The following is a 6,114-nucleotide window of genomic DNA, read 5'->3' on the forward strand; positions in this document are numbered from 1 at the left end:
AAAAGCGGCAGAGTTCGGGGCAGCTGCGCACCACCTCCACCATGTGGATCGAGGGCCAGGCCGCCTCTGGGGTGATCACCATCGAGTGGCTGAGGGTGTTGCCGCGCCAGGTCTGCTTGGCCACTGTGGCGGGGATGCCGGCGTCTGTTGGCTCGATGCCCAAGAGCTGGCCATCTGAGCCATAGCGGGGGGCATAGAGCGATGGCACATACACGCCCGGCACCTGGGCCAGCTGGTGTAGGCGTTCGGCTCGGGGGGTATGCCGGCAGGCCTGGATGGCGTCGATGAAGGCTGGCAGTAGCAGTTCGCCATCGCCGAGTAGCACCACATCGAAGAAGGGGGCCAGGGGTTCGGGGTTGGCGGTGAGCACGGGCCCGCCGCCGAACACGATTGGATCGGTATCGCCTCTTTCGCTGGCCCAGATTGGGATGCGTTGCTGCTCCAGTAGCTCGAGCAGCACTGGGCCATCGAGCTCCCAGCTCAGCGACAGGCCAAAGAGGTCTAGATCGGCACCGCGACCCCTCTGGGAGCCGTGGGCCGGGTCGCCCTGGTCGGTGAACAGGCGGCGCACATCCACATCGGAGCGCTGGGCCAGGGTGGCCCAGACCACCTGGTAGCCCAGGCTTGTGATCCCCACTGTGTAGGTGCTGGGAAAGGCCAGCACCGCTTTAAGCGCTCCAACCTGGGGCTGGGCCGGTTCAAACAGCAGGGTTTCCTGGTTCAGGGGTGGAGGCTAGTTGACTGCTCCCAGACTGACACCAGGGCAGCTTGAACCATAGGCTGGATGCTGGTTGAATTTGCATCAACTTCGGCAATTCAGCAGCATCAGCAGGGCGTTGCTTTGACGTAACGAGGTACTTTTATGAGTTATAGTGATTGTGTTGATCTAGTTGGGTCGGCACGCTTTTTCTGTCAAAAATAAGAGTTGTACCGCATTCACAGCGAAGAAGAAGAGTGGATTTTAGAGTTGGCTTGAAATAGTTCGAACTATTTAAATGCTTTTAATCTTTTAGGTATAAAGCTTAATAGGTTGGGAGGATATTTAAGTAGCGATTATGTTTCGCCATCGTCGTATTGCTATTTAAGAATTTGAGCTGCCGTAAAATAGGACAGAGTGCTACCGATCGATGCGAATGGCTGGCCTCCGTCAAAAATCCCTGTATTGGCTTCACCTGCGACTGATGTGGGCCCTAAAGCACTACCTTGTAAGGTTGGTTCAAATGTCTGCCAGATAGCGTTGTCTGAAAATTGCCCGTTCTTCAGGCGGTGTATGTAAGCATTTCCACCATAGATTTCTCCATTGGTTTTGACAGCAAAGAAAGGTGCCTGATAAACATCATCCCCCATATGGTATATGCCTTGAAAATGTGTAATGACACTTGAATATCTGTTATTGTCATTATTATAATTATAATAATGAATATTGGTTGCTATGCCGGTAATTGGGTCAATGTCGGCAAGCATGCCATGGCCCAGGGCGGCATCAGGCAAAATTTTGGCGACCCTAGCAATAGCATTGACCATATTTCTATTACGTAAGAATCTTCGAGAGTAGGAAGCCCCCCCTGAAACTGTGTAGGTATTGTTACCATTTTCCCAAATGCCAAAAGTGCTGTGGTATGTGGCATTGTCTGAGTAAGTTATGTTGGTTTGTTTATTGGTCAGTGGGTTGAAAACAAAAGAACCAGCTCCTGGTCCAACATTAATTGTAAGCCCAATCGGGCCACCGCTTGTGGTGTAGTTGCCGGCTACATATCCTCCATCAACACTATGGAGATAGGTATAATTGGCAGGAGAATTATTTTTTGTTGTAGCCTGAAAATTTTGAAAGCCTTTTGTAATTGCACCCGAGGTATCACCATTGAGAGCTGAGATGTCACCTTTGTAATACCAACCAGTTGTAACCCCAGAAGAATTAATCCAAGTTCCTGTCAGTGCCACATCCCCGATGCCACCAGGGCCGGTTCCTGCTGTGAGAATATCTGGCCCGTAAGCAGAGGTCTGCTGTGGATTCCATGTTGAAGGAACTGAAAAGTTGTACCAAGTGCCGCTGCCACTTCCACTGGATGTGGATGATCCATCGATGGCGCCTATATAAAGGGCTCCATAGCCCGGAGGGGCAAGGCCGTCTCCTGTTGTTCCGGCCAGAAGGTATGAGTTAGGAGATAGATGGTTTTTCTTGATGCCTTGCAGCGAATTGGCGGTGCTGTCAATGGTGACTGATGTCGAGACAAACGGCTGAAAGAAGGTTGGGTTTGACATTTTATGCTTATTTTGAGATTTACACTAGCACCCATGACTTTTTAAGTCAATTGATTCGTATGCAGTGGGTATCCGATGCGGTGACCGCCAGGAAGGATGACGCCGATGCTGCTGCTCAGGCAGCCATCGTAAATGTAGGTTTTTTGGCGTTGTTTTCCTCAGGTGGTGGTGGATTGATCCAAACCACTTTTGGTTGATGCCAGCTACGCGTTGATCGTGACCAGCGGCGCGGGTTTTGCTGCCGTGCCTGCTCGTAGACAACAGCCCGGTGACGGCAGATCTCCATGGCATCTCCACAGTGACGCCCCATTTGCGCCACTGTGGCGCCGCTACGGCTATTTGTCAGCAGCGCATTGACGTCTATGAGAAGGCCCGCCGGGCTAATTCATCGCGTTGGAGCAGGCAGATCCGCTGTTGGCGTCAACCGGCAGAAGTGTGGATCAACAAGCCACCAGAGGAACCCAATTCAATTCAGCCACTACCCTTAATCCTGGCCGCCTGAGCGGCAGCCGAGGAGTGGCACCTTTCCTGAAAGTCACCGCGCCAGGCCATTCTGTTCCCAGCTCAAAGACAGACCAAACAGATCGAGATTGGGGCTCCGACATCCTTGGGAGTCGTGGGCCGGGTCGCCCTGGTCGGTGAACAGGGGGCGCACATCCAGATCGTTGAGCTGGGCCAGGCTGGCCCAGACCACCTGGTAGCCCAGGCTGGTGATCCCCACTGTGTAGGTGCTGGGAAAGGCCAGCACCGCTTTAAGCGCTCCAACCTGGGGCTGGGCGGGTTCAAACAGCAGGGTTTCCTGGTTCAGGGCTGGGACTGCTTACACAAGTGTTTGCGCTGCGAGTAAGTAAGGCTGAATATCGCTGGTTGATGCAAATGGTGGCGGTGGATTTGCGCCTGAATTGAAAACACCTGTGTTTCCATCGCTAGCGGCTGAGGTGGTTATCAGTGCACTACCCGCACTGGTTGCTTCAAATTTTTGCCATACTGCATTCTTGGAGAATTGGCCGTTATCAAACCGCTTTATGAAGGCATTGCCGGTATAGAGTTTGCCGGTTGCGGTGGTGGCAACATAGGGAGCTTGATAAATATTGTCGCCAGCGTAGTAAATTCCCTGGAAGTGAGTAAGAATATTTCGCGACCGGCTGTTGTCGTAATTGTAATGGTGAATATTAGTTGCCGTCCCGGTTATCGGATCAACGTCTGCGAGCATGCCCTTGCCAAGGGTTGCATCTGGGAGAACAGTTTTTATCTGGGATATTGCTTTTTTGCTAAAAAGCTTGCGATCGTTGAATGAAGCTCCGCCAGAAATGGTGTAAGTACTATTGTCATTTGCCCAAATGCCAAATGTCGTGTGGTATTTGGCTCCGTCAGAATAGCTGATGTTTGTTTGGGTTTGGGAGCGGGGATTGTAAATAAATGATCCAGACCCTGGAGCAGTATTTAAAGTGAGGGCAATAACTCCGTCTGATGTAGTGTAATTGCCAACTACGTATCCTCCATCTACACTGTGCAAATATGTGTAATTTGCAGGATTTGAGGTTCCGCTGACTGTTGCCTGGAAGGATTTGAACCCATTAGAGACTGCCCCAGTCGTATCGTTACTTAATGCGGAAATACTGCCTTGGTAGTACCAGCCAATAGTTTTTCCTTGGCTGTTTAACCATGTGCCGGCCAGTGCAACATCTCCTATGCCATTGGGGCCGCTACCACTTGTGAGAATGTCTGGTCCATAGACCGATGTTTCTTGTGGTGACCATGTTGATGGCACTGAAAAGTTGTACCAGGTGCCACTTCCGCTGCCAGTTGATGTAGATGCTCCATCTATTGCTCCACTATAAAGAGCGCCATACCCTGGTGCGGCAAAGGCATTGCCTGTCGTGCCAGTTAGTAAGTAGGTGGATACAGGATTGCCTGCGGTTAAATCATTTATTTTTATGCCTTGCAACGAGTTAAGGTTTGAATCAACCGTTACCGCCTTAGAGACATAGGGCTGGCGGAATGTGGTTTTGCTTTCTAAGTTTGCCATTTTATCTTTGAAAAGTATTTTTCAAGCTTAGTTGATGAACCCGAGCGCCTTGCAATAACTGCATATTGTCTTTCTTGTTTGGCTTTGGGAACTGGGTTTTTGGCCTGTAGCTGGGCAGGTTCAAACAGCAGGGTTTCCTGGTTCAGGCGCGTCTTAGACCTCTGCCAGCACTTTGGCCTCCTGCTCGGCGCTCATTACCCGGCCCTCGTCTGCAAAGCCCGCCAGTTGGTCGAAGTTGAGGTAGCGGTAGAGCTCGGCGCTATGGGGGTCGATTTTGGCTGCTGCCACAGCCAGGTAGTCGGTTTTGGAGGGAATGCGGCCCAGCTGGGCACATACGGCGGCCAGTTCGGCGCTGCCCAGGTACACCTGGGCGCCATTGCCGAGGCGGTTGTTGAAGTTGCGGGTGCTGGTGGAAAACACCGTGGTGTTCTCCTCGACCCTGGCCTGGTTGCCCATACATAGGGAGCAACCCGGCATCTCCATGCGGGAGCCGGCCGCCTCAAAGGTGGCGTAGTAGCCCTCCTGTTTAAGCATCTCCTCATCCATCCGGGTTGGGGGACATACCCACAGCTGCGCCGAGTTGGCACCTTGGCCCTCCAGCACCTTGGCGGCGGCGCGGTAATGGCCGATGTTGGTCATGCAGGAGCCGATGAATACCTCATCGATCCTTTCTCCCGCCACATCGGAGAGCAATTTGACGTTGTCGGGGTCGTTGGGGCAGGCCAGGATCGGCTCAGTCAGTTGATCGAGGTTGATTTCAATTACGGCGGCGTATTCGGCATCGGCGTCGGCCTCCATCAACACCGGATTGGCCAGCCAGGCCTGCATCGCCTTGATGCGGCGGGCCAGGGTGCGGCCATCGCTATAGCCCCGGGCAATCATGTTTTTGAGCAGGGCCACGTTGCTGCGCAGGTATTCGCTCACCGTTTCCACGGAAAGCTTGATCGTGCTGCCGGCACAGGACCTCTCAGCGGTGGCATCTGTCAGCTCAAATGCCTGCTCCAGCTTGAGGTCTGGCAGGCCCTCGATCTCCATAATCCGCCCACTAAATACATTTTTCTTGCCGGCTTTTTCCACCGTGAGCAGGCCCTGCTGGATCGCCACGTAGGGGATGGCATTCACCACATCGCGCAGGGTGACGCCCGGCTGCAGGGAGCCTGAAAATTTGATCAGCACCGATTCGGGCATGTCCAGGGGCATGGCGCCGATGGCGGCGGCAAAGGCCACCAGGCCTGAGCCGGCCGGGAAGGAAATGCCCAGGGGGAAGCGGGTGTGGCTGTCACCCCCGGTGCCAACACTGTCGGGCAGCAGCATGCGATTCAGCCAGCTGTGGATGATGCCGTCGCCGGGGCGCAGGGCCACTCCGCCTCGGGACGCCATGAAATCGGGGAGCTCGGCGTGGGTTTTGAGGTCCACCGGCTTGGGATAGGCGGCCGTGTGGCAGAAGCTCTGCATCACCAGATCGGCGCTGAAGCCCAGGCAGGCCAGCTCCTTCATCTCATCGCGGGTCATCGGCCCGGTGGTGTCCTGGGAGCCCACGGTGGTCATCAGCGGTTCGCAGCTGGTGCCTGGGCGCACGCCCGCCAGGCCGCAGGCCTTGCCCACCATCTTTTGGGCCAGGGTGTAGCCCTTGCCGGTGTCGGCCGGGGCGCTCGGGCGGATGAAGAGCTCCGATGGGGCCAGGCCCAGCTGGGAACGCACCTTGTCTGTGAGGGAGCGGCCAATCAGCAGGGGGATGCGGCCGCCGGCGCGCACCTCATCGGTGATCGTGCTGGGCTTGAGCTCAAAGCAGGCCACGATTTCACCGGCATTTGGTTCGCCGG

General features: G+C 54.5%; 5 protein-coding genes and 2 pseudogenes. 2 read left to right on the plus strand and 5 right to left on the minus strand.

Annotation, left to right across the window (positions count from 1 at the left end; translation table 11 throughout):
• Positions 1-664, minus strand: a pseudogene (locus KBY58_RS12680) (radical SAM protein); the annotation flags it as partial.
• 413 nt (positions 665-1,077) lie between these two features.
• Entirely contained in the window at positions 1,078-2,262 is a 1,185-nt protein-coding gene (locus KBY58_RS12685) for a hypothetical protein (RefSeq protein WP_255004679.1), read from the minus strand.
• Here KBY58_RS12685 and KBY58_RS12690 point away from each other — a divergent pair.
• Positions 2,250-2,459, plus strand: a complete 210-nt coding sequence (locus tag KBY58_RS12690) for a hypothetical protein (protein ID WP_255004680.1) — start codon at positions 2,250-2,252, stop codon at positions 2,457-2,459. The genes KBY58_RS12685 and KBY58_RS12690 overlap by 13 nt on opposite strands.
• 38 nt (positions 2,460-2,497) lie before the next feature.
• Positions 2,498-2,764, plus strand: a complete 267-nt coding sequence (locus tag KBY58_RS12695; protein WP_255004681.1) for a hypothetical protein — start codon at positions 2,498-2,500, stop codon at positions 2,762-2,764.
• Between the two features lie 45 nt (positions 2,765-2,809).
• Here KBY58_RS12695 and KBY58_RS12700 read toward each other — a convergent pair.
• The 3 genes and pseudogenes from KBY58_RS12700 to KBY58_RS12710 form a co-directional block, all read right to left on the minus strand.
• Positions 2,810-3,010 (minus strand): annotated as a pseudogene (locus KBY58_RS12700) (hypothetical protein); the annotation flags it as partial.
• A 72-nt stretch (positions 3,011-3,082) separates the two neighbouring features.
• Positions 3,083-4,291 carry a hypothetical protein gene (locus KBY58_RS12705; RefSeq protein ID WP_255004683.1) on the minus strand — a complete coding sequence of 403 codons (1,209 nt, stop codon included), beginning with the start codon at positions 4,289-4,291 and terminating at the stop codon, positions 3,083-3,085.
• A gap of 153 nt (positions 4,292-4,444) precedes the next feature.
• A partial coding sequence (locus tag KBY58_RS12710) for a bifunctional aconitate hydratase 2/2-methylisocitrate dehydratase (protein ID WP_255004684.1) occupies positions 4,445-6,114 on the minus strand: 1,670 nt, incomplete at its 5' end.

The sequence above is a fragment of the Cyanobium sp. HWJ4-Hawea genome (assembly GCF_024345815.1).
GTDB lineage: Bacteria > Cyanobacteriota > Cyanobacteriia > PCC-6307 > Cyanobiaceae > Cyanobium_A.